We start from the raw sequence: 23,035 nt of genomic DNA, 5'->3' as shown, positions 1-23,035 counted from the left end.
AGAATTATATTGAATAAGAGAATAAGGCTTAAGTTTAGTAACTTAAAAGTTATAGTATTTAGGTGCAGCTTCTATGTTATCAAAGAAGAATATTATATAATCGGTATCGGTAAAAGGAGGAAATTTATGTATCGTAAATTATTTATTAATGAACTGCTTGATTTAAGTCAGACCATAGCGGCAGAAGCTTTTGAAGGATGTACTTATCCATGGGAAGTTTTGGCTAAGATTAAAGAAACTATTTTAAAAATCGGGCCGACGCTTTCAAAAGAGGAGTATGATCAGATAGGGGAAGATGTGTGGATAGCAAAATCCGCCAAAATTGCACCCACCGCCTCGATTAATGGTCCTGCCATCATAGGAAAAGAAGCGGAAGTAAGACATTGTGCTTTTATCAGAGGCAGTGCCATAGTTGGTGAGGGTGCCGTAGTAGGCAATTCAACCGAACTTAAAAATGTTATCCTCTTTAATAAGGTTCAGGTGCCTCATTTTAATTATGTGGGAGATTCTGTTCTCGGATATAAGGCCCATATGGGAGCAGGCTGCATTACTTCCAATGTAAAATCAGACAAAACCCTGGTTAAGGTAAGGATCGAAGACGAATCGATAGAAACGGGCCTAAAGAAATTCGGAGCAATTTTGGGAGATTATGTGGAAGTCGGATGCAATACCGTATTAAATCCCGGCTCGGTCGTAGGAAGAAATACCAACATTTATCCTTTGTCAATGGTAAGGGGATATATTCCTGAAAAAAGCATCTATAAGAAAGCAGGAGAAATTGTAACCAAGTATACTGATTAATTTTTTGTCATATCGGATTGAAATTAATCGGTTTAAGCAAAATATTGCTGGACTTATACATAAAATTGTGAGAAAATATGTTAAGTAAATAACAATTATGCAACGTCGTGGTTTATGCCACGACGTTAATAAAGTAAGGGAAACTTAAGGTTTGCCTTATTAATATGCCATACAATGTAAACTGAAAGGAGCTTTTACAACATGATCTATTCACATGAAGTAACAAAGATGTGCCCGGTTGCCCAGGGTGCTAATCATGGTCCTGCACCTATACCGGAAGAGGCAAAATGGGTTCAAGCCAAAGAGATAAAAGATATTTCAGGCTTTACTCACGGAGTGGGCTGGTGTGCGCCTCAACAGGGTACCTGTAAACTGTCCTTAAATGTAAAGGACGGAGTTATTCAGGAAGCATTGGTTGAAACAATCGGATGCTCCGGTATGACCCACTCAGCCGCTATGGCTTGTGAGATTCTGCCAGGAAAAACCATCCTGGAAGCTTTGAATACCGACCTGGTTTGTGACGCCATTAATACCGCAATGAGAGAACTGTTCTTGCAGATTGTATACGGAAGAACTCAGAGTGCATTTTCTGAGGACGGGCTCCCTATCGGAGCAGGTCTGGAAGACTTGGGCAAAGGACTTCGCAGCCAGGTAGGCACTATGTATGGTACTTTAGCAAAAGGTCCTCGTTATCTTGAAATGGCAGAAGGTTATGTAACCGGTATAGCTCTTGATGAAAACAACGAGATTATCGGTTATCAATATGTAAGCCTGGGTAAAATGATGGATTTAATCAAAAAAGGTGAAGATCCCAATACGGCTTATGAGAAGTCCAAAGGACAATATGGCAGAGTTGAAGATGCCGTAAAGATCATTGACCCAAGATGCGAATAAAATAAGGAGGATACATACAAATGGCTTTATTTGAATCATATGAAAGAAGAATAGATAAGATTAATGCTGTACTAAACAGTTATGGCATATCATCCATAGAAGAAGCTGAAAAGATTACAAAGGATGCCGGACTTGACGTATATAATATGGTTAAAGGCATTCAGCCCATCTGCTTTGAGAATGCTTGCTGGGCATATATAGTAGGTGCCGCAATTGCCATAAAGAAGGGCTGCAGAAGAGCTGCGGATGCGGCTGCAGCTATCGGCGAAGGCTTACAGGCTTTTTGCATCCCCGGTTCGGTTGCCGATCACAGAAAAGTTGGTTTAGGCCACGGCAATCTCGGAAAAATGCTATTGGAAGAGACAACTGAGTGCTTCTGCTTCCTGGCAGGCCATGAATCCTTTGCCGCAGCGGAAGGTGCTATCGGTATTGCAAAATCCGCCAATAAAGTAAGACAAAAACCTTTAAGAGTAATCTTAAACGGTCTCGGTAAAGATGCGGCTCAGATTATTTCCCGTATCAACGGATTTACATATGTTGCTACAGAAATGGACTATGTAACCGGTGAGGTTAAGGAATTATACCGCAGATCCTACAGCAACGGCGAAAGGGCAAAGGTATTGTGCTACGGTGCCAATGACGTTACCGAAGGCGTTGCTATCATGCATAAGGAAAAAGTGGATGTATCCATCACCGGTAACTCCACCAACCCTACCAGATTCCAGCATCCTGTAGCAGGTACATATAAGAAAGAATGTATTGAGCTTGGAAGAAAGTATTTCTCCGTTGCTTCCGGCGGCGGCACAGGAAGAACCCTTCATCCGGACAACATGGCAGCAGGCCCTGCTTCTTACGGTATGACCGATACTATGGGAAGAATGCACTCCGATGCACAGTTTGCCGGTTCATCCTCCGTTCCTGCCCACGTTGAAATGATGGGCCTGATCGGAATGGGCAATAACCCGATGGTCGGGGCTACGGTGGCCGTAGCGGTAGCCATTCAGCAGGCTGCTGATGAAGGAAGATTTTAAGAACAGTTGTATATAACAATAAGTAAAGGATTTCTCGAATCACACAGTGATTTGAGAAATCCTTTTTTTATACTAAACTTTATACCAGGCACATATGCAAAATATCACAGTTATAATACCGGTAAAATATTAAAACGTTCGGCTTTTTTATACTTTGAAAATAAGTTAAAAAATGCTAAAATATGATAAAATTTTACTAATATAATTTTCTATAAAATACGATGTTATTATTAACTAAAATTATAAAAAATTTAGAAAATACTTTGTTTGGAAAAGGCTGGACATTTAGTTTTGAAGCCAAATGTCAGTTGTTTGATGACGGTGTTATTGTTGACTTACCAGACGGAAGTTCTCATATATTTAGACTGGAAAACGATAGGTATATTGCTTTGAGCAGTCATTCACAATTTACACGAAACGATGATAATACATATGTATTAACGGAAACCGATCAAAGCAAATACGGTTTTAATGAAGAGGGAGCATTAATATATATTGAGGACCGATACGGAAACAGAACTGAAGTTACATATATAAATGGGGTGATAACCAAACTTACAGACCCGGTAGGAAGGGTATACCGGATTGAAACCAACCACAAGGGTCATATAACTAAAATTACAAATCCTAACGGCGATAGCGTCATATATACATATGACGATGATGGATTATTGATTTTTGTAGCCAATTTGGTTGGCGGTACTACTACATATGAATATAACAGTCAGGGTTATCTGACTAAGATTATTGATCCAAATGGAAATGTCATTCAGGATATACAATACTCGTCAAGAAAAAATTATAACGACTATGTAGTTACCAAATGCATAGATTCATATGGCGGGGTTTGGATCTATGAATATAATTCTGAAAAGAATCAGACAAAAGTAATCGGACAGGACGGCAGAGAGTGGATTTACTGGTATAATGAAGAAATGTACATAACAGATATTCAAAATCCTGACGGCAGTATGTCAAAGACAGAATATTATGAGACTGATGAGAATAAATTATTTGCCGATATTAAGTCTACAACGGATGAGTATGGCAACAAGACTTCATATGAAGTAGATTCAAACGGCAATATTACAAAAATAACTTATAGTGACGGAAGTGAAGAAAGATTTGTATATGACCAATGGAATAATTGCATTATTGAAGTAAATGAAGTCGGAGTACATACATATTATTGCTATGATACGGACGGTATTAAACTTTTAAAGAAGATACAGAGAATTGACGGAAAAGCTATAGATGGCGTTACTCCGGAAAACATTTATGACGTATTATCGACAATTGACTATACTGATCCTAATTATATAGTAGTAGAATATAAATATTACTCTCTTTTGGATGCAATTCAAAAATTTAATTGCAGATTAAACGGTCTGTTAAAGAGTGAAATAAATGCCGAAGGGGAAGAGACCGTTTATACTTACGATCAGTATGGCAATACCGCAACAGTAACAAATGCGGCCGGTAATACCAGTCACTTTACTTATGACATAATGGGCAATAAAACTAAGGAAATCTCACCTGGTGGTTATGAATACAGGTGGAGATATGATGCCAACGGATATGTGACCAGAGAATATTATCCGGATAACGGTGTGGTGGTATCAGCTTATGATCTGACCGGTAATCTGACGCAGACAGTTCCACAAGAATTATATGACCCTGAGAAAGACTTCGGTAATTATTATTCAGGAAATGAAGGAACAAAATATGTTTATAATTCATCAGGACGCCTTGAAAGTGTTACCGATGCCCTTGGTTATAAAACAGATTACCTGTATGATTCATACGGAAATATTGTCAGTGAAATAAGAGAAAATTCCAGTATCATAACTTATGAGTATGATAACAGGGATCGTATTGTCAAACAGTGGTACAACGAGAATAAAAACTCAGCCAAAGTTTTAATGAAAGAAATAGAGTATAAGACTTTGCCTGACGGAGAACATCAGATTACAACATACGTATATGCAAATGACAATGATAAGATAGTTCAGGTAACTGTAAATGATAACCGGGGCAGAAAGAAAGAAGAATATATCCTAGAAGGTGACGAGAAAAAGGCGTTACGTCAGTATACCTATAATCCGGATGGTACTTTAGCGAAAGAAACAGAGGCAGACGACAGCGCTACTTACTATTTTTATGATATACAGGGCAATGTAACCCAAAAATACATTCCGACAATGAAAGTAAACGGAAAAATATATTATACATGGATTGGATATACGTATGATCGTGCAGGCAGACTGATTAAAGAATCTATCGGCAGTGACTTCGTAGAAAATATTAGTCCGTTATCTGTTCCTGCAATTACTACGTATGACATAATCTATGTATACAAAGACGGTTTGTTGATAGAGCAAATTGAGCCTTCAGGACTAAAGACTATATACTCTTATGATAGCGAAGGCAATATCATAAGAACGCAGGTGGGTGAAGGAACGGTAGAAGACGCCACAGCGTATATAACTGAAACTACATATGATTACAGAAAAAATCCTCTGAGTATAAGCAAATTTGTAAGAAAAGGGGATTTAGCCGGCTATGACTTCGGCGATAAAGAACTGGCTGCCATAACAACATCTTATCAATATGATAAAGAAGGAAGGCTGGTTTCTGAAACTACACCTGACGGTATTACTACAACTTACGAGTATGACGCAGTCGGTAATTTAATATCAGTAAGTAAACCTGTATTCAATTCAGAGGGAATTCAGACCGGCATTTATACAAAGAAGGCAGAATATAATCGTGACGGACATGCGGTGAAAATTACAGATTCTTACGGTGAAACAACGCATTACACATATGACAACAGAGGTAATTTAATAAAGATTGTTAATCCGTTAGGCGGAGTTACCCTTTATCAATATGATTATACAGACAGAAAAATTGCAGAGGTTTCACCTAAGAATTATATCGAAGGTAAGCCAATTTCCCAAATGTCCAGGACAGAATTCAGATATGATTCAACAGGGAAATTAGCCGCCCAAATAGACTATGTGAATGAGAACGGTACTCTGAAAGAAGTAGTGACTAAAACTTACTTCTATGATGAATTAGGTCATGTCACAAGAGAACTCGATGCATATGGAAACGGTGCCGTGTATACATACCATCCGAATGGAAAAATTGCAACCGAGGTATCCGCCATAGATGCCGCAGATGAAACAGGCCAAATGACAGTCTTTACTTACAATGTCTATAATAATTTGGCTAAAGAAGAAAGACAGGGTTATACCGTAAATTATACCTATGATTCAATGGGTAACTTGGTATCGGTAAGAGATAGTCTCGGGGATGTTATATCTTATTCCTATGATATATTGGGAAGAAAGATAACAGAAACAGACGGCAACGGCAATGTCACGACTTACACATACAATGCGTTCGGTAACATAAGTAGTATTAAGAAACCCGGAGATTCATCGATTGATGAGCTTACTATATTTACACAGTACGATTTAAACGGAAGAGAAAGAATTGTATATGACACTGCAGGCAACAGAACAGAATATAAATATGATACATTAGGCAATATAACTGCTATATTAGAAATAGATTCAGCAAATGGGGAAAAACTGGAAAAGGTATATGAATATGATTTAAATTCAAATCTTGTTCGCAGTATAGATGAAGCCGGAACTATTACTACTGTAAAATATGACGCATTGGGAAGGGTAAAAGAGGAAAGTATTCATTCTGATACATTGCTAACCAAAGTTAAGACTACGGTTTATGAATATGATGCAAACGGAAACTGCATCAGCAAAACAGATTGGCTTGGAAACAGGACAACATATGTTTATGATGAGCGAGACAGACTTATTGAGGAATATGATGCATTGAACAATTTGGTAAGTTCCAATGCCTATGATTATAATGGAAGACTGATAAGTAAGACAGATGCCCTTAATAACACGACATATTACTCATATGATGCAGCAGGTAATCTTTCTTCGGTAATTGATCCGATGAATGCCGTTACTACATATAAATATGACAGTCAAAATAATTTGATATCAACTACAGATGATATGAACAATACAACAATATATGTTTATGACGGCAGAAATCGCATGATAGGCGTATATGACGCAATGTCAAACTATGTTTCTTATGAATATGATAATGCCAATAATTTAATACTGCAAAAAGACGGCAATGGTAATCGTATATTTTATACATTTAATGTAAGAAATCTGGAAATATCCAGACAGGACATAGGAACAGAAGAAAAGCCTATCTTAGATGCACCTAAAGAGCTGTATTATTACACTCCGGATGGAAAGATAAGTAAGAAAATTGACAGAAACGGACGTACCACCTTGTATTCTTATGACGGATACGGAAGGTTGCTTTCCGAGATAGCGGGAGTTGATTTTAAAGAATACTCCTATGATGCCGTCGGTAATTTGCTTACTATGACAGACATTAGTGGAACAACTTCACGTACTTACGATGCCGAAGGAAGAGTGCTGACAAAAACTGTACCCACAATAGGAACTGTAATGTATCAATACGATATTATTATGGGTGCCGGGGAGGTTAAGGAAACAGCTCAAACTCCGGATGGAGTCATAACAGAAACCGTTTATGACGCAGTAGGCCGTATTAAGAAGGTTGGATCATATAGCATTTATAATCCGTATGAATATAATGATATTGTTCATTATTTATACAACTCAAACGGCAGCAGACAGGCAACCGTATACGGAGACGGTACGAGAGAAGATTATTTCTATGACGCAGCCGGAAGAGTTACAACTATAATACATACGGACAGATACGGAAATGTCCTTAACCTTTATAGCTATACGTATGATTCTGTCGGCAATCTGACAGCAGAAACGAACAACGGACAAACTACACATTATACATATGATGCCAACGGAAGAATTTCATCTGTAACTGAACCTAACGGCAAAATAACTGAATACGAATATGACCAAGCCGGAAACAGGTCTGTAAAACGGGAGGTATTTACAGGAACAGAACCGATTACAACTTACTATACATATGATGCTTCTAACAGACTTATAATACAGGAAAATGACTTAGGAGATGTTATTTACTATAATTATGATGCTAACGGTAATCTGATTTCTGAAAGTGGAAGTATTACAACTGTCAGCGGTTCTGCCTTAAAATGGAACGTAATTGATGAATCAGAAAACAAGCCTCCGGAAACAGTCAGCGGATCAGCTATTGGTTTTGATGTCAATAAATTAGTTGTCGGCTTAACAGATGAAAATTCAACCAAGGATACAGTAAGCGGACCTGCGATTAAACTGGTTATACCTAATAAAGTAAATACAATTATAGATAAGACGTATCAATATGACGGATTTAATCGCTTAATAGAATACAGGCAGGGTGACACAAGGGCTTACTATACATATAATGCAGAAGATTATCGTGTAAGAAAGTCTGTATTCAGTTTAGACGATGTATTGGATGTATTATATTTCTATGAAGGAGATAAAGTCCTCTTAGAGGCAGACATCTCAGGTTATATAACAGCCCGCAATACCTATGGCACTCATCTGGTAAGCAGAACTGTAAATGGCAATACTTACTATTACCTGTATAATTCCCATGGCGACGTTGTAATGCTGATAGATACTAACACGGGCTTACAGGCTGTAACTTATCGGTATGATGCCTTCGGAACTATAATTAATCAGACCGGATATGCAGATAATTTCATTACCTATGCTGGATACCAATATGACAAAGAGAGCGGACTGTATTATGTAAATTCAAGATATTATAATAGTGATAACGGAAGATTTTTAACCGAAGACATCTACAGAGGACAACTGAGCGATCCGTTAAGTCTTAACCGTTACACATACTGCCATAATAATCCGGTCAGATATACCGATCCTTCCGGATATGGTATATTCTCAACACTGCTTGTCTCATTTGCAATAGGGGCTGTAATTGGAGGAGTTGTTGAATATACAAGACAAAAAATTACCAACAAAAAGGGCAATGTAGACTGGAATGCTGTAGCATATGAAGCAGTTGTCGGAGGAGTAACCGGAATGATAGGTGGAGGCTTAGGCGCTTCTGCTGCTAAGACAACTGCAAAAACAGTTGCAAAAACTACAGCTAAGAGTGTGGCTAAAAATGCCCTTAAAACGGGTGTAACTGAAGCGGTTATGGGATTTGCTGCTGATGTCGGAAGGCAGATAATTGTTGACGAAAAGGATATTAAAGAAGTAGACTTAGGACAGGCAGCAAAGACAGCAGCAGTAGCCGGTATCAGCGGAGCCGTAGGTTACACCATAGGAGAAGGAATAAAAAGAGTAGGAAGCAACCTGAAATCCAAAGCCGGAAAGCATCTTGACGATGCTGCAAAGATGATAGATGATGTAATTGATAAGGCTGATGAATCTTTAGAAAACGTAGCAAAGAAAGCGGACTTGGATTCAGCTCTTAAATCAAGAAATAATAGACCTGACTTAACAGCTCCTGCTAATACGACGAACGGTAACAGTGCCGGGCTAACCAAACCCTTAAATACCACAACGGATGGAAATAGATTAAAGATGAACTTGCAGTATTTTGCTGAAGGGGCAGATGAGGCTGCAGGCTCAGTTACCGGAAGAACAGCGGATATTGGTAGTGTAAAGGGTGCAAAAATTTACATTTAATTATTATCATAATAGACAATATAGTCCATTGAATGCTATAAGTTAATGTGATAAAATAACCAATATATTGACAATATATAGTTAGATTCGACATTAAAATAACTATCTGGGAAGTGAGGAATCGCATATGAAATTTAAACTACCAAAGATTAAGCTTAACTTAGCAGCACAAATCGGTTTTTATACCGGACTTATTATTTTAGCTGTAGTTTTTTCTTTAGGGTTTATCTCGCTTAACTATAGTTCAGAAATCCTATTGAAAGTTGAAGAAAACAAAATTGAAAACCTGGCCAAGAGCGGTGCTGATCAGGTGGCAGCTGAGATTAACAGGCGATTGGGAATTTTAGCTGAGGCTGCCAATAATGATTACATTAAGTCAATGATTTGGAATCTGCAAAAAAATACATTAATGAATGATGTTAACCGTCTGGGATATCTGGATATTGCGGTGGTAAGTAAAACCGGTCTTGCCCGTTATGTACTTGACGATGAACGGGAAGAAAATATGGACAATGATTTTATACAAAATGTTTTAAAAGGGTATTCAGCTATTTCCGATGTTTATATCAATGAAGCAACCAACTTACCTGAAGTGTTATATGCCGTACCGATTTCTAATAATGATGTTATTACCGGTGCTTTGGTAGGCAGGGCAGATGCAACACTCCTTAATGATATTACAGACAGTATTGATATTGGTGAAACCGGATTTGCATATATCATAGGTGATGATTCTACATTTTTTGCCCATCGGGACAGAGAATATGTTATAGATCGTATAAATGTTTTCGAGCACAATGAAACAGACGGTCCTTTTAAAGATTTTGGGATGAAATTACAGGAATTAGGCATTGGAAATGCAGGAATTTTTACCTATGATTTTGAAGGACAGTCACGAATTACTGCTTTGTATCCTATAGAAGGGACCTCATGGACATTAGGTGTCAGCAGTAATGAAGAAGAAGTTTTAAAAAATCTTAGCAGTTTAAAAACATTCATAATGGCTTTGGCATTGCTTGTTTTATTTATAGGTATAGCTGCCGGAGTTTTTGTGGGAATTATGATAGCAAAACCTATTCTTAATCTTAAGTCTTCAGTGGAAGCTATATCCCGATATGACTTAACCGAAGATTTAGAAAAAAATTATTCAAGTATTTTAAACCGTAATGATGAAATAGGCGGAATAGCCAGAGCAGTTTCTGTTATGAAAAATAACATTCTGCAGTTGGTTAAGGTCGTTGCCTTTAATGCGGAACAGATTGCTTCATCTTCAGAAGAGCTTACTTCAATTACTGAGCAGACAAACAACTCAGCTTTCGAAGTATCAAGAACAATAGAGGATATAGCAAGAGGGGCTTCTGATCAGGCAAAACAGACTGAAAATGGGGCAATGGCAACAAGTACACTGGGAGATCTGATAGTAGAGAATCAGAAGTGTTTAGATGAACTTAATTTATCAATAGATACTGTTAACGGTCTGTCCGATACCGGACTAGTTGTAATACAGGACCTTTCTGAAAGAAATATCGAATCCCAAAATGCTTCCAAAGAAATTTACAATATGGTTGTTGAGACAGATAAGAGTGCAGACAGGATTAGGGAAGCCAGCGAAATGATTAAGAAAATATCAGATCAGACCAACTTGCTTGCGCTTAATGCGTCAATCGAAGCTGCCAGAGCAGGAGAAGCAGGAAGAGGCTTTGCGGTTGTAGCAGAGGAAATCAGAAAGTTAGCAGAGCAGTCCAAACGCTTTACCGATGAAATATCTGATATTATAGTAGAGCTTATAAATAACACAGAGGCTTGTGTTAATGTATTTGAAAGAGTTGACCAAATTATGAATATGCAGGCCGTAAGTGTTAATAATACGATTGATAAGTTTAACGGTATACGCGAAGCTATCGGAAATATCAGAACAATTATTGAAGAATTGAATATTTCCGGTCAGAACATGAATGAGAAGAAAGAAGATTTGATAGAAATTATGCAAAACTTGTCGGCTATAGCACAGCAAAATGCCGCAGGAACAGAAGAAGCATCGGCATCTGTAGAAGTACAAACCAATTCTATTGCCGAAATAGCCAATGCCAGTGAGGCCTTGGCAGAGCTGGCTCAGGAATTGCAGGCCGAAATCAGCAAGTTCAAATACTAATTAACTTAATATATTGAGTTAAATTGGCTGTTTCTGAAATTTTTTCGGGGAACAGCCAATTTGCTTTTTAAAAGTTCTGGCAAAATTGGAATAATCGTTGAAGCCGGATAATCTGCAGGTATCATTTAGGGAATAACCTGCCAGCAGATATTTTTTGGCCAGAAATATACGTTTGTATATTATATATTGCTGCAATGAGACACCGGTAACTTTTTTAAAGCACCTGCTAATATAGGCAGGGTTGTGATGGACATGGTTTGCAATATCAGCCATAGTTATCTGCTCGGTCAGGTGTTCATTAATATACAACATGGTCTTACTTACAATCGGCGGCATGATATTGATAGGGTCTTCCTGGATTTTCTTAAGGAACAGTTTATTGACAAAAATAAGGATTTGATACAGATAAGAACGTACCATTAAATCATGCCCGTATTCACTGGAATTCTGGATTTTTTCCAAGTTATTTGCAAGAAAAATAAACTCATTAATCTGATGTTCATTAAGATATATCAAATTATCCTTTCCGAATGGTCTGTCGGTAAAACATCTGGTAAGATCGGTCTGTTTAGTAGAAAGGTCATGTAATAATTTAGGGCGGATATTTATAGTTATTCTTTCATATTTTTTTATGTCGTAACATTCTACACGGTGCATTTCATTGGGACGCATATTAAAAAGACATCCCCGCTTCATTTGATAGCAATTCTCCTCAATATAATAATTGGCATCGCCGTTAAGAAAAAGGAATATTTCGTATCCGTCATGATGGTGATACTGCATGGTAAAAGGCATGCTTTTTTTATGTAAACATACAAGATCTTTTTCCAGTGGCTCAAAAAAGTTCTTCCGTTCCATAATATCTCTCCCGTATTTATAATGTATAAATAAAGTCAAATTGCGCATAAAAAAGGTGTATAAATGCGTATTATTCGTCTTTATTTAACATTATAATGTAATTGTAATAAAATGCAATAGAGTAATAACTGTTTCGCATGTAATTTTTAATAATGGCTGTTAATTCGGAAAATTAATCCTTTATCAGAATACGAATATATGGGATAAGCAACAATAAATGTGACGGTTATTACTGCCTATAATAAAAGGAGGGTTTACGTATGAATAAAGCAGACGGAATGAATTATGCGCCAAAGGGAAAACCCAGTCCGGTTGTAAAACCTGGAGAATTTTGCATAGCCGCAATAGCTCTTGATCACGGACATATCTATGGAATGTGCAACGGTCTTACAGAAGCCGGTGCCACATTAAAATGGGTTTATGATCCTGATCCGGAAAAGGTAAAGAGATTTACCGCCGCTTTTCCTGAAGTAAAAGTTGCTTCCAGTGAAGAAGAGATATTAAATGATCCGGAAGTAAAATTGGTTTGTGGGGCTGCTGTTACCAGCAAGCGCTGCGAGCTGGGATTAAGAGTAATGGCTGCCGGCAAAGACTATTTTACCGATAAAGCTCCATTAACCACGCTTGCTCAGTTACAGGCAGCCAAAGATATGGTTAAAAAGACAGGGAAAAAATATATGGTTTATTACAGTGAGCGCATTCATGTGGAGGCAGCCGTATTTGCCGGACAGTTAATTGAAGAGGGAGCCATAGGAAAGGTAATACAAGTTCTTGGTCTCGGTCCACACAGACTTAATGCTCCAAGCCGGCCGGATTGGTTCTTTATAAAAGAATACTACGGAGGCATTTTATGTGATATAGGAAGCCATCAGATTGAACAGTTCCTGTACTACAGCGGGGCCAAGGATGCTGTCGTTGTTAAGAGCCAGATAGCCAATTACAATCATCCGCAATATCCTGAGCTTGATGATTTCGGGGATGCTGTATTGGTGGCAGACAATGGGGCAACTAACTACTTCAGGGTAGACTGGTTTACACCTGACGGCCTTAGTACATGGGGTGACGGCCGTACATTTATACTTGGAACTGAAGGATATATCGAGCTTAGAAAGTATGTCAATGTCGGAATGAATGACGGTACATCCAATCATGTTTTCCTTGTAAACGGTAAAGGGGAGTATCATTTTGATGTTACCGGCAAGGTAGGATATCCGTTCTTCGGACAACTTATTCTTGATTGTATCAATAGAACCGAAAATGCCATGACACAGGAGCATGCCTTTAAAGCGGCAGAACTAAGCGTAAAAGCCCAAATGCAGGCCACCAAGATTGTTTAAAATAAAAATCAGAAAGGAAGATATCATGTTAAATGTAGCAATTGTCGGAACAGGAAATATAGCACCAATGCACATAAACGGTTTGCTGCAGTTTCCGGATCGCTGTAAAATAGTTGCCCTTTGTGACATATATCCGGAAAAAGCCGAGGCAATGAAGAAAAAATATAATCTGGACTGTGAAATTTTTGATGACCACAAAAAAATGCTGGAATCGGATATTAAGATTGACCTGGTACATATATGCACACCTCCCTACGTCCATGCCGAAATAGCCATTAACTCTATGAATGCCGGCAAGCATGTTATTGTAGAAAAACCTATGGCCGCCAGCCTTAAAGAATGCGATGCCATGCTTGAAGCAGAAAAAAGAAATAATGTGGTTATGTCTGTCATTGCCCAGAATCGCTTCAGAAACTCAATATATAAATTAAAGAAAGCCGCAGACAGCGGTATTGCAGGTAAAATCTGCTGCGCCCATGTAAATTCTTATTGGTGGAGAGGCCACTGCTATTATGACTTATGGTGGCGCGGTTTATGGGAGAAAGAAGGAGGAGGTCCTACTCTAAATCACGCCGTTCATCATATTGACATGCTTAACTGGATCGAAGGCTCTCTGCCGGAAGAAGTAACTGCTATGCTTGCCAATGTTATGCATGATAATTCGGAAGTTGAAGACCTTTCCATTGCTGTACTTCGTTATAAGGACGGTAGCCTGGCACAGGTTACAAGCTCTGTAGTACACCATGGGGAAGAACAGGGAATAGTTTTACAATGCGCAGACGCAAAATTAGCTGCTCCTTGGGACGTTAAAGCCGAAATGTCAAGGCCTAACGGTTTTCCCGTTGAAGGCGGCAACAAAGAATTGATTGCAAAGATAGAGGAGTACTATAATTCTATTCCCGACCTTACCTACGAAGGGCATACCGGGCAAATCGAGGATGTGCTGAATGCGATAGAGAATGGTAACAGGCCGCTTATAACCGGTATTGACGGCCGTATGACCATAGAACTTATAGCGGCAATTTATAAAGCCGGATGTAAAAAAGAAATAGTAAAATTACCTTTATCTAAAGACGATGATTTTTATACTGTTGAAGGACTTCTTAAGAATGCGGTCAGATTTTATGAAAAAGGGGCTTCCATAGAAAACCTTCCTCCCGATGAAATAACTGTCGGTAATTATAAATAATTGTCATCTTAGTAAATTAAATAAGCGGTGGTATTAATAATATTTAAACTTTTGTAATAAAAGCTTTATTACAGATTTGCTTAGAATAAAATCATTAAAATTATAGAATTACGCCAAGCAATTTTGCCTGCTCAAGTACCTCAATTTAAATAAGAGACTGTTTCTAAATGGCATTTGTCACGATATTTAATTAATTGTCATGATATCTGTGCCATTTAGAACAGTCTTATAATCATATCTTTACTAGTTTTAATCAAGATATTTATTATAAGGAGATTATTTAACATGAAAAAAATTCGGATGGGAATCATAGGGATAGGAAACATGGGGACTGCCCATGCAAACGCTATATTTCAGGGAAAGACCGAAGGACTGGAGCTTACCGCCGTATGTGATATTGATTCAGGCCGGCTTGAATGGGCAAAACATAATTTAGGACCGGATGTATTCCTGTATTCCGACTACCGTTTGATGATAAATGAAGGTAAGGTTGATGCTGTTTTGATTGCCACCCCCCACTGTCTGCATCCTTCTATGGCTATTGATTGCTTTAGCGCAGGCCTGCATGTACTGACTGAAAAACCGTCGGGAATTGATATTTTGAATGTCAGAAAGATGAATGAAGCGGCGCAAAAATCGGGTAAAATATTTGGCATTATGTATAATCAGAGGACTAATCCCTTGTTTGCCAGGTTAAAGGAATTGGTTGAAGAAGGGACTCTGGGTGATATGAAGCGCTTTATCTGGATTGTAAACAATTGGTACCGTTCCCAGGCATATTACGATTCCGGAAAGTGGAGGGGTTCCTGGATGGGGGAAGGTGGCGGAGTACTTATTAATCAGGCTTATCATAATCTTGATATATGGCAGTGGATAACCGGTATGCCAAAAAGGCTTCGGGCATTTTGCAAATACGGCCATTATCATAATATTACTGTTGAAGATGACGTAACAATATATGGCGAATATGAAAATAAAGCATCGGCTGTTTTTATAACTTCAACCGGTGAATATCCGGGAACCAACCGAATAGAATACTCAGGAACCAAAGGCAAGGCGGTTATAGAAGAAGGGGTATTAAAACTGTACCTTTATGACATGGATGAAAGAGAATTCTGTTTTGTAAGCGATGAAAGTTTTCCAAAGATGGATATATATTATGAAGAATATAAGGAACAGGGGCCTGAAAACGGACATATAGCAATACTTAAAAATTTTGCCGATGCCATATTGTATAATAAACCCTTATTGGCTCCGGGATATGAGGGCATAAACGGACTTATTATTTGCAACGGAGCCTACATATCCGATTGGATGGACTGTTGGGTGGATTTGCCTCCGGATGAAAACTTATATTTAAGATTCCTTAAGGAAAGGCAAGATAGCGAAGGGTGCATAAAAAAGAATTACATTGCAAGTAATTCAGTGGACGATTATAGTGAGCGCTGGAAGGTAAGATGGTAATTGGCCTTAAACCTAATAGTATTAATAAAAGGTAGACCTAAATAAAATCATAAGCTTGTTTTGGCAGACATAAACAGATAAAAAATACAATGACCTTTTATAATACATGAAAAGCCATTTGATTAGTCGAAATGTGTCAAATATATAACATAATTGACAAATTATAGCATACTATTTATAATTAAAGCAATAAATGGTAATATATAGTCATGTATTTAATATAGGAGCGCATATACTAATGAGTTTAACTAAAAGTAACAGCCAAAACGAACATAAGAAAAGCTTATTAAAGGAAGCATATAAGATATCAATATTATATGCATTGTTTGGCAGTTTATGGATTTTGCTTTCGGATTCGCTGCTTATGATATGGTTTTCCGATATAAAAGATTATAAATATTATCAGACATTTAAGGGTTGTATTTATATTATTTTAACAACTCTTATGGTTTTTTGGCTTATAAAAAAACGAATGAATCTGTGGCTTTTGGAATACGGTAAAAGAGAAAAAGCCTATCAGGAACTGAAAATTGCCCACGAAGAACTGATATCACTTGAATCGGAACTAGATTTTCAAAAGAAACTTAACGAAAATATTTTTACGGAAGCACCGTCCATTATCATAACCTGGGATGATCATGGAAACATTTTAAATATTAATCCTTTTGGCGAAAAAATAACCGGTTATACGGAAGAGGAACTTGTAAACGGATTGGGATGGAATGCCCTAATCCCCAAAGACAGACTTTATCTTGTTGATTATATATACAATAAAATTAAGACCAATAAAAGTGCATTAAATTACGAAGGGCCGATAATTACCAAGGACGGCAGAAAAATTGATATATTGTGGAGCAGTAAAATACTGTCTCAAACCGTAAACGAAAATAATATATATGTGTCCATCGGAACGGATATTGAAGAACGGAAAAAGTATGAAGAGAAAATTAAATATATGGCATACTATGATTCACTGACAGGACTTCCTAACAGAATAATGTTTGAGCAGGAAGTAAAAAAACGTATAGATGATGGACTGGCGGGCTTTGCCATAGCATATATGGATATTGACAATTTTAAAAATATAAACGATTCAATAGGTCATCAGGCCGGAGATGTTTTTTTAAGATATCTTACCGAAAATATGGTTGAACAAATTAAAGACAAGGGATTAATAGCCAGATTGGGTGGCGACGAATTTGCAATTCTTTTTTCTGACAGCTCCTTGCCTGTTATTCGGGAAAATGTTGAAAAGCTATTAAATTATGTCAACAGGATATGGACATATCAAAACAGACAGTTTTATATATCAACGAGCATGGGTATTGTTATATATCCGGATCATGGCAAAAGCCCTTCGGAACTGCTGAAAAATGCGGATATTGCCATGTATACTTCAAAAAAAGAGGGCAAAAACAGATTTTTGATTTATGACGATAAATTGATGAAAAGGCAAACGGAAGTTGCAGAAATGATAAATTATCTGCAACAGGGCATAGATGAAGACCAGTTTTATTTGGTATATCAGCCTCAGTATAAGTTATGCAGCAGGGAAATAGTCGGCTTGGAAGCCTTGCTTAGGTGGAATCATCCCAAGGAAGGTTTTATCTCTCCCAGTGAGTTTATACCGATAGCTGAAAGTACCGGTCAGATTTACAGATTGGACAGGCTTGTTTTAAAAAAGGCTCTGGAACAAAAGATGCTTTTAGAAAAACAAGGTTTTATGGATATAGAATTGGCTATTAACTTATCATCGAAAACCCTGACCAGTGAAGTTAATTTCTATGAATGGGAACAGATATTATCCGCTTTCGCTGTGGATTATAGTAAAATCGCTATTGAGATAACTGAAACAGCCGATATATTAAATGTTGACAGTGTTATAGAACGCCTTAAAAAGCTTAAGGCAAGGGGAATAAGAATAGCTTTGGATGATTTTGGTACGGGTTATTCTTCGCTGAATTACCTTAAGAAATTTCCGATTGATATAATAAAACTTGACAGAAGTTTCATTAATGCAATTACCGAAGAGGGTGTTGATACCTTATTAATAAGAAATATACTGAAACTGGCTGCCGACCTCAAATATGATGTGGTCGCAGAGGGAATTGAAACTCAAGAACAAATGCAATGCCTTATTAATCATAATTGCAGTTTTGGACAAGGATATCTCCTAAGCAAGCCTCTTACGATTGATAAAATATATGGACTTTTGAAAGTAAAGTCTAATTAACAGTAGATGGTTAAGATAAAATTATAACTAATTTTACAGTAGGTTTATATTAAAAACAAGAAACAGTATTACTGTATATAATAAGCACCTGCCGTGATTTGTGCTGCCACAGGGTTTAATGTCAGGCTATAAAGCTCAAATTACGGCAGGTGTTGTTTTACAGAAGGGATAAGACGGCTATATTGTTATTTTCAATATACTAAGAAAATCTTATAATAAAATATTTTTAGTTATTTTCTTCTTCCTCAGCTTCGGCTTCCTTTACTATTTCGTCCAATACATTTATCAGATCATGGATTGTATATAATTCTACATTTCTCTCTAGAATTACATTTTTCAATTCTGGAGATAGGGTATCAAATTTTTCCTTTATTGCGGGAGCTACATATGACATACTAATCACCTCTTAATAAAAATTTTTTCCTTTGCCGATTTTTTGGTTTATGAACATTTCCAATTGCTCTACGGTTTGAAACTCATCTATATGCTTCATTACTTCCTTTCTGGTTTCTTCGTCCAAACCGTCAAGACATTTTTGTATCTGGGGATTACTCATGTAATAAAAACCTGTTAAACTGGAATTTGAAAATCCTGCGTTAAATTGATTTCCCGTATCAATATAACCATTGAAATTCATCATAATACTGCCTCTTTCTTTGTTGTTATAAAAACAGTATTGGCGGATTTTTTAATACTTATTCCTGATCGAAAAATATAATTATATCCATTTATTGCTTGTTATAGAAATTTTTATAATATATAATTGACATTAACATTACCGAAAAGAATAAATTTTATCTATATAAACTTTATGTGGTATTAAAATTTAAGCTGGAGGTTAATAGATGACAAAGAAGGAATTCAGAAAACTGGCGGAATCGAAAATAATTATTTTGGACGGAGCTACAGGAAGTAACCTGCAAAAAGAAGGGCTGCAACCCGGACTTTGCCCGGAACAATGGATGGTCGATAATAAAGAAAAAGTTATTGATTTGCAGTTTAAATATCTGGAAGCAGGGACTGATATCCTTTTTGCACCTACCTTTACATCCAACAGAATTAAACTTTCGGAATACGGCAAAGAAGAATATATGGAATATTATAACAGGGAGCTGGTTGGTCTTAGCAAAAAGGCTATTGAAGTATTCAGACAAAAGACAGGTAATCAAAGAAAGATATACATTGCCGGTGATATTACAATGACAGGCCGCATGGTGGCTCCCCACGGAAATATGCCATTTGAGGAACTTATTAATGTATATAAGGAACAGATAAGCGTCCTTTTGACTGCAGGAGTTGACCTTTTTGTTATAGAAACAATGATGAGCCTTCAGGAATGCCGGGCAGCTCTTTTGGCTGTTCATGAATTATGCGATTTGCCGGTTATGGTTTCCTTAACTTATCAGGAGAATAACCGTACCTTATACGGGACCGATCCTGTAACAGCAGTTACTGTATTGCAGGCTATGGGAGCGGATGCGGTCGGTGTCAATTGTTCGGTAGGGCCGGACAAGCTGCATGACATGATAAGGCAGATGAAAGAAATAGCTTATGTTCCGGTTATGGCTAAGCCCAATGCAGGTATTCCGTATCTTAAGGACGGTAAAACCGTTTTTCCAATGAATAAGGATGAATTTGCAAAAGAAATGGCAATACTTGTAGACTGTGGTGCCGGAATAATAGGCGGCTGCTGCGGAACTACTCCTGAGCATATAGGGCAGACGGTAAAGGCTGTTAAAGATAAAAAAGTTCCGGAGATTAAAATAGGCCATTACAGGGCGCTGGCAACCGAAAAAAATACCGTACCTATAGATTTGAATGGAAGATTTATGGTGGTAGGAGAAAGGATAAATCCGACCGGTAAAAAAGACCTCCAGGCAAGTTTATTGAAAGGGGATTTATCTATAGTTGTCGGTATGGCCGTCGAGCAGATAAGCCGGGGAGCGGATTTTCTTGATATAAACGTGGGAATGGGTGGAATTGACGAAAAGGAAATCATGGCCAAAGCTGTCGAAGAGGTAACTAAGGCTGTAGATGTTCCTTTACTGATAGATACCAGCAATCCCGAGGCAATGGAAGCGGCATTGAGAATTTATCCTGGTCGGGCAATGATTAATTCCGTTTCTTTGGAAAAAGAAAAGATAGATAAAATACTTCCCCTTGCAAAAAAATACGGGGCCATGTTTATTCTGCTTCCCTTGTCCGATGCGGGCCTGCCAAAGGATAAAGAAGAAAAGAAGCGGATAATCCACGAAATACTGGATAGGGCGTACGAATTGGGGTTAACCCGGGAAGATATCATAGTTGACGGACTGGTAAATACCGTCGGGGCAAATCCCAGGGCAGCCCTTGATGCCCTTGAAACCATCAGGTATTGCAAAAATGAGCTTGGTATAGGAACAATAATAGGACTTTCCAATATATCTTTCGGACTTCCCGCAAGAGGAAATATAAACAGCACCTTCCTGGCTTTTGCCATACAGGCCGGCCTTACCATGGCAATAGCCAATCCGTCGCAGGAGCTTCTTATGAATACGGTTCTGGCGGCAGATTTGCTGCTTGGTAAGGAAGGGGCAGCACAAAGATATATCGAAAACGTAAGGGAGTTAAATATACAGCAAGCAGTATCCGAATCTAAAGCATCCGACAAAAGCGGTATAAAAAAAGACAATGTAATATCTGAATTAAAAACCGATGATAAAAAACCGGCCGAAAAAAATGAAGGTCAGGATTATAGCTCACTAATGGATGAGGGAAAGTATGAAATCTATAAAGCCGTATTGAAAGGAAACAAAAAGGATATAATTAATTTGGTCAATAAAGAACTGGACAAGAAAACCTTACCCGGTGATATAATCGATAATATACTTATACCAGCGATTAACGAAGTGGGAAGATTATTTGACAGCCAGAAATATTTCCTGCCCCAACTGATTGCCGGAGCGGAAGCAATGAAACTGGCTATCGATTATCTGGAGCCGATGCTGACAAAAGAAAACGGCAGCGCAAAAAATAAGGGAACTGTTATAATTGCCACCGTATCCGGGGATATACATGATATAGGAAAAAATCTGGTTGCATTAATGCTAAAAAATTACGGATATCGTGTGATTGATCTAGGGAAGGATGTTCCGACAGAAAGTATTATTAAGGAAGCAAAAAAGGAATCTGCGGATATAATAGCCTTGTCGGCATTGATGACTACAACTATGGTTGAGATGGAAAATGTAATTAAGAAGGCAAAAGAAGAAGGTTTAAAAGCTAAAATAATTGTCGGCGGGGCAGTTATAACAGAGCAGTATGCCAGGGAAATAGGAGCGGATGGCTATGCGCCCGATGCGGGAACAGCACCGGAACTTATAAAATCCTTATTGGAATCAAAAAACTGACAAAATTAAAAAGTTTAAGTACAAAACGAGGTAATTATATGATAAGCGGAAATAATATAAAAGAACTAAAGGTTGATTTGATTATTCCTGTTTACAGACCGGATGATAAATTTAATAAGCTGCTTAATATGATTGACAAACAGACGATAAGACCCAAAAACATACTTATACTTAAAACTGAGGATAATTTAGCAGATAAAGAAGAATTAAAAATTCCGGAATTAAGTGTCGATGTCAAAATTTATTATATAGCAAAAGAAGATTTCGACCATGGTGGAACCAGAAGGTTTGGTGCATCTTTATCGGATGCCGATATTCTTATGTATATGACTCAGGATGCCGTACCTGCTGACGAATATCTTATTGAAAGACTTCTTGAGCCTTATGAAGATAATTTGGTTTCAGCCACCTATGCCAGACAGCTGCCGGATGAGAAGGCAGATTTAATAGAGCGGTATACCAGAAAATTTAACTATCCTCCCAAAAGTATGGTAAAGTCTTACGCTGATTTGGGAAAGTTTGGTATTAAAACGTACTTTTGCTCCAACGTATGTGCCACTTACAGGCGGGATGCCTACGAGAAACTCGGAGGTTTTGTGGAAAGAACCATTTTTAACGAGGATATGATTATGGCATACACTATGATACATGGTGGATATAAGATTGCGTACCAGGCAGAGGCAAAAGTAATACATTCTCATGTATATTCATATTTGCAGCAGTTTTCAAGAAATTTTGACCTTGGAGTATCCCACAGGCAGTATGCGGATATTTTTCTTAAGGCAGGTTCCGAATCGGAAGGTATCCGTTTGGTGAAAAATTCTGTAAAGTACTTAATTGATAAAAAAAGATATCTATTAATACCTGACCTAATTATGACTTCCGGGTTTAAATATTTAGGATATCGCTTAGGGCTGATGTATCATAAATTGCCAATGAATTTTGTAATACGTTGCAGCATGAACAAGAACTATTGGAAAAAAAATGATCTGGTATAGGAGAAGTGC

Annotated in this window: 14 protein-coding genes; 11 read left to right on the top strand and 3 right to left on the bottom strand. The window is 37.7% G+C overall.

Translation table 11 applies throughout. The features are described from left to right. Nucleotides 1-126: 126 nt before the first annotated feature. The 5 genes from HHT355_RS08210 (at nt 127) to HHT355_RS08185 (ending at nt 11,558) form a co-directional block, all read left to right on the top strand. On the top strand, nt 127-801 hold the full coding sequence (locus HHT355_RS08210) for an acyltransferase (RefSeq protein WP_103202960.1): 675 nt from the start codon (nt 127-129) through the stop codon (nt 799-801). A 201-nt stretch (nt 802-1,002) separates the two neighbouring features. After that, a complete protein-coding gene (locus tag HHT355_RS08205) occupies nt 1,003-1,695 on the top strand; it encodes an iron-sulfur cluster assembly scaffold protein (RefSeq protein ID WP_103202959.1) in 693 nt (230 codons plus the stop codon). A 20-nt stretch (nt 1,696-1,715) separates the two neighbouring features. Then, on the top strand, nt 1,716-2,726 hold the full coding sequence (locus HHT355_RS08200; RefSeq protein WP_103202958.1) for a GGGtGRT protein: 1,011 nt from the start codon (nt 1,716-1,718) through the stop codon (nt 2,724-2,726). A 263-nt stretch (nt 2,727-2,989) separates the two neighbouring features. Next, a complete protein-coding gene (locus HHT355_RS08190; protein WP_158245932.1) occupies nt 2,990-9,406 on the top strand; it encodes an RHS repeat-associated core domain-containing protein in 6,417 nt (2,138 codons plus the stop codon). A 127-nt stretch (nt 9,407-9,533) separates the two neighbouring features. Then, nucleotides 9,534-11,558, top strand: a complete 2,025-nt coding sequence (locus HHT355_RS08185) for a methyl-accepting chemotaxis protein (RefSeq protein WP_103202955.1) — start codon at nt 9,534-9,536, stop codon at nt 11,556-11,558. Between the two features lie 18 nt (nt 11,559-11,576). Here HHT355_RS08185 and HHT355_RS08180 read toward each other — a convergent pair whose 3' ends face one another. Further along, a complete protein-coding gene (locus HHT355_RS08180; RefSeq protein ID WP_158245931.1) occupies nt 11,577-12,416 on the bottom strand; it encodes an AraC family transcriptional regulator in 840 nt (279 codons plus the stop codon). 260 nt (nt 12,417-12,676) lie between these two features. Here HHT355_RS08180 and HHT355_RS08175 point away from each other — a divergent pair, with 260 nt between their 5' ends. From HHT355_RS08175 to HHT355_RS08160, 4 genes are all read left to right on the top strand, one after another. Then, the gene (locus HHT355_RS08175; protein ID WP_103202953.1) at nt 12,677-13,753 is read left to right on the top strand and encodes a Gfo/Idh/MocA family protein; all 1,077 of its coding nucleotides are present in this window, start codon (nt 12,677-12,679) and stop codon (nt 13,751-13,753) included. Nucleotides 13,754-13,778: 25 nt separating this feature from the next. Continuing rightward, a complete protein-coding gene (locus HHT355_RS08170) occupies nt 13,779-14,942 on the top strand; it encodes a Gfo/Idh/MocA family protein (RefSeq protein ID WP_103203100.1) in 1,164 nt (387 codons plus the stop codon). 285 nt (nt 14,943-15,227) lie between these two features. After that, nucleotides 15,228-16,406, top strand: a complete 1,179-nt coding sequence (locus HHT355_RS08165; protein WP_103202952.1) for a Gfo/Idh/MocA family protein — start codon at nt 15,228-15,230, stop codon at nt 16,404-16,406. Nucleotides 16,407-16,644: 238 nt separating this feature from the next. Further along, complete coding sequence (locus tag HHT355_RS08160) at nt 16,645-18,639, top strand: sensor domain-containing protein (RefSeq protein ID WP_158245930.1); 1,995 nt, start codon at nt 16,645-16,647, stop codon at nt 18,637-18,639. A gap of 226 nt (nt 18,640-18,865) precedes the next feature. Here HHT355_RS08160 and HHT355_RS13735 read toward each other — a convergent pair whose 3' ends face one another. Further along, nucleotides 18,866-19,033 carry a hypothetical protein gene (locus HHT355_RS13735; RefSeq protein WP_170124940.1) on the bottom strand — a complete coding sequence of 56 codons (168 nt, stop codon included), beginning with the start codon at nt 19,031-19,033 and terminating at the stop codon, nt 18,866-18,868. A 12-nt stretch (nt 19,034-19,045) separates the two neighbouring features. Beyond that, the gene (locus tag HHT355_RS08155; protein WP_103202950.1) at nt 19,046-19,279 is read right to left on the bottom strand and encodes a ubiquitin family protein; all 234 of its coding nucleotides are present in this window, start codon (nt 19,277-19,279) and stop codon (nt 19,046-19,048) included. 205 nt (nt 19,280-19,484) lie between these two features. Between HHT355_RS08155 and HHT355_RS08150 the strand changes: the two genes are divergently transcribed. Continuing rightward, nucleotides 19,485-22,028: a homocysteine S-methyltransferase family protein gene (locus HHT355_RS08150; protein ID WP_103202949.1), complete on the top strand. Its 2,544-nt coding sequence runs from the start codon at nt 19,485-19,487 to the stop codon at nt 22,026-22,028. Nucleotides 22,029-22,066: 38 nt separating this feature from the next. Then, complete coding sequence (locus tag HHT355_RS08145; protein ID WP_103202948.1) at nt 22,067-23,026, top strand: glycosyltransferase family 2 protein; 960 nt, start codon at nt 22,067-22,069, stop codon at nt 23,024-23,026. Nucleotides 23,027-23,035 lie beyond the last annotated feature (9 nt).

Source organism: Herbinix hemicellulosilytica (assembly GCF_002904165.1).
In the GTDB taxonomy this organism is placed as follows: Bacteria; Bacillota; Clostridia; order Lachnospirales; family Lachnospiraceae; genus Mobilitalea; species Mobilitalea hemicellulosilytica.
The sequence above is the reverse complement of the archived record's forward strand: the minus strand, read 5'-3'. Positions and strand labels throughout refer to the sequence as shown.